2 rRNA genes are annotated in these 3,478 nt (G+C 55.5%); both read right to left on the bottom strand.

Annotation, left to right across the window (positions count from 1 at the left end):
- Positions 1 to 56: 56 nt before the first annotated feature.
- A 5S ribosomal RNA gene (gene rrf, locus IEX37_RS15780) occupies positions 57 to 173 on the bottom strand.
- A gap of 105 nt (positions 174 to 278) precedes the next feature.
- A 23S ribosomal RNA gene (locus IEX37_RS15775) occupies positions 279 to 3,381 on the bottom strand.
- Between the last annotated feature and the right edge of the window lie 97 nt (positions 3,382 to 3,478).

The raw sequence follows: 3,478 nt of genomic DNA, 5'->3' as shown, positions 1-3,478 counted from the left end.
TGCCCGGTAAATGCAGAAGGGCCACCCAGCGTTGGGTGGCCCTTCTGTTAAAGGAAGTCCGGCGGTGTCCTACTCTCCCACAGGGTCCCCCCTGCAGTACCATCGGCGCTGAGAGGCTTAGCTTCCGGGTTCGGAATGGGACCGGGCGTTTCCCTCTCGCTATGACCGCCGAAACACTGTTGATGTTTCAGTCAAGCAAAAGTCAGTTGTTGCTTGTGTTCTCGACCGTACATCGAGAACCACTCAGTGGACGCAAGCATCGTCAGGATAGACGAGGTGTTATCAAGTCATCGGCTTATTAGTACCAGTCAGCTGCACACGTTGCCGTGCTTCCACATCTGGCCTATCAACCCAGTAGTCTGGCTGGGAGCCTCTCACCCGAAGGTATGGAAGTCTCATCTTGAGGCCGGCTTCCCGCTTAGATGCTTTCAGCGGTTATCCATCCCGAACGTAGCTAATCAGCGGTGCTCCTGGCGGAACAACTGACACACCAGAGGTTCGTCCAACCCGGTCCTCTCGTACTAGGGTCAGATCCTCTCAAACTTCCTACGCGCGCAGCGGATAGGGACCGAACTGTCTCACGACGTTCTAAACCCAGCTCGCGTACCGCTTTAATGGGCGAACAGCCCAACCCTTGGGACCTACTCCAGCCCCAGGATGCGACGAGCCGACATCGAGGTGCCAAACCATGCCGTCGATATGGACTCTTGGGCAAGATCAGCCTGTTATCCCCGAGGTACCTTTTATCCGTTGAGCGACAGCGCTTCCACAAGCCACTGCCGGATCACTAGTCCCGACTTTCGTCCCTGCTCGACCTGTCAGTCTCACAGTCAAGCTCCCTTGTGCACTTACACTCGCCACCTGATTGCCAACCAGGTTGAGGGAACCTTTGGGCGCCTCCGTTACTCTTTGGGAGGCAACCGCCCCAGTTAAACTACCCACCAGGCACTGTCCCTGAACCGGATCACGGTTCGAAGTTAGACATCCAGAGTGACCAGAGTGGTATTTCAACAACGACTCCACGAATACTGGCGTATCCGCTTCACAGTCTCCCACCTATCCTACACAAGCCACACCGAACACCAATACCAAGCTGTAGTAAAGGTCACGGGGTCTTTCCGTCCTGCTGCGCGTAACGAGCATCTTTACTCGTAATGCAATTTCGCCGAGTTCGTGGTTGAGACAGTTGGGAAGTCGTTACGCCATTCGTGCAGGTCGGAACTTACCCGACAAGGAATTTCGCTACCTTAGGATGGTTATAGTTACCACCGCCGTTTACCGGGGCTTAAATTCTGAGCTTCGCCTTGCGGCTAACCCGTCCTCTTAACCTTCCGGCACCGGGCAGGCGTCAGTCCGTATACATCGTCTTGCGACTTGGCACGGACCTGTGTTTTTAATAAACAGTCGCTACCCACTGGTCTCTGCGGCCACCACACCCTTTCGGGGCAAGCCCTAATAAGTGGATGGCCCCCCTTCTCCCGAAGTTACGGGGGCATTTTGCCGAGTTCCTTAACCACGATTATCTCGATCTCCTTGGTATTCTCTACCTGACCACCTGAGTCGGTTTGGGGTACGGGCGGCTAGAACCTCGCGTCGATGCTTTTCTCGGCAGCATAGGATCACCCACTTTTCATCCGCATCGTGTCTCAGCCTCATGACTTCCGGATTTGCCTAGAAGTCGGCCTACGCACTTGCACCAGGACTACCATCGCCTGGCTTGGGCTACCTTCCTGCGTCACACCTGTTAATACGCTAACCGCACCAGCATGGGGTCGCGCGCTCCCCCACCCGGTGTCACCCGAAGGTGACGGTGGATGGGTTCGGGCGCTTAGCACCACTGGATTGGTTGGGGCGGTTCTTCGCCGGTACGGGAATATCAACCCGTTGTCCATCGACTACGCCTGTCGGCCTCGCCTTAGGTCCCGACTTACCCAGGGAAGATTAGCTTGACCCTGGAACCCTTGGTCTTTCGGAGGACGTGTTTCTCACACGTCATTCGCTACTCATGCCTGCATTCTCACTCGTGTGGCGTCCACGGCTGGTTCACACCGCCGCTTCACTCGCCACACGACGCTCTCCTACCCATCAACACGGCTGGACCACGAAGGCCTACCAAAAGTGTCAATGCCACAACTTCGGTGGCGTGCTTGAGCCCCGTTACATTGTCGGCGCGGAATCACTTGACCAGTGAGCTATTACGCACTCTTTCAAGGGTGGCTGCTTCTAAGCCAACCTCCTGGTTGTCTGAGCAACTCCACATCCTTTCCCACTTAGCACGCGCTTAGGGACCTTAGTTGGTGGTCTGGGTTGTTTCCCTCTCGACTATGAAGCTTATCCCCCACAGTCTCACTGCTGCGCTCTCACTTACCGGCATTCGGAGTTTGGCTGACGTCAGTAACCTTGTAGGGCCCATCGGCCATCCAGTAGCTCTACCTCCGGCAAGAAACACGCAACGCTGCACCTAAATGCATTTCGGAGAGAACCAGCTATCACGAAGTTTGATTGGCCTTTCACCCCTATCCACAGCTCATCCCCTCAGTTTTCAACCTAAGTGGGTTCGGCCCTCCACGACGTCTTACCGTCGCTTCAGCCTGGCCATGGATAGATCACTTCGCTTCGGGTCTAGGACACGCGACTAAAATCGCCCTATTCAGACTCGCTTTCGCTACGGCTACCCCACACGGGTTAACCTCGCCACGTATCACTAACTCGCAGGCTCATTCTTCAAAAGGCACGCTGTCACACCTACCAGGGGTGCTCCAACGGTTTGTAAGCAAACGGTTTCAGGTACTATTTCACTCCCCTCCCGGGGTACTTTTCACCTTTCCCTCACGGTACTTGTCCGCTATCGGTCATCTGGGAGTATTTAGGCTTACCAGGTGGTCCTGGCAGATTCACACGGGATTTCTCGGGCCCCGTGCTACTTGGGATCCTCTCCACGCCAGAACACGCATTTCGACTACGGGGCTGCCACCCACTCTGGCCGGCCATTCAAGACCGTTCGTCTATACGCTTCTGTCACGTCGACCCTCCGGCAGAAGAGTCAAGAGAGTCCCACAACCCCGAACGTGCAACGGCCGCCGCCTATCACACACGCCCGGTTTAGCCTCATCCGGTTTCGCTCGCCACTACTCACGGAATCACTGTTGTTTTCTCTTCCTGTGGGTACTGAGATGTTTCACTTCCCCACGTTCCCTCTACCCGCCCTATATATTCAGGCGGGAGTCACTGGGTCGGCACGCCGCCCAGCGGGGTTTCCCCATTCGGACATCCTCGGATCAAAGCTCGCTTATCAGCTCCCCGAGGCTTATCGCAGATTGCCACGTCCTTCTTCGGCTCCAGATGCCAAGGCATCCACCGTTTGCTCTTAAAGACTTGAAATCACATGAGCCAGCAGACCTCCTTTTGAAAAAAGATCTGCCGTTCGCTATCTATAAGATGCTCGCGTCCACTGTGTAGTTCTCAAAGTACGGGCGGT

The organism is Microbacterium album (assembly GCF_014643695.1).
Lineage (GTDB): Bacteria > Actinomycetota > Actinomycetes > Actinomycetales > Microbacteriaceae > Microbacterium > Microbacterium album.
Note: the sequence above shows the minus strand (reverse complement) of the source record. Positions and strands in the feature narration are given on the sequence as shown.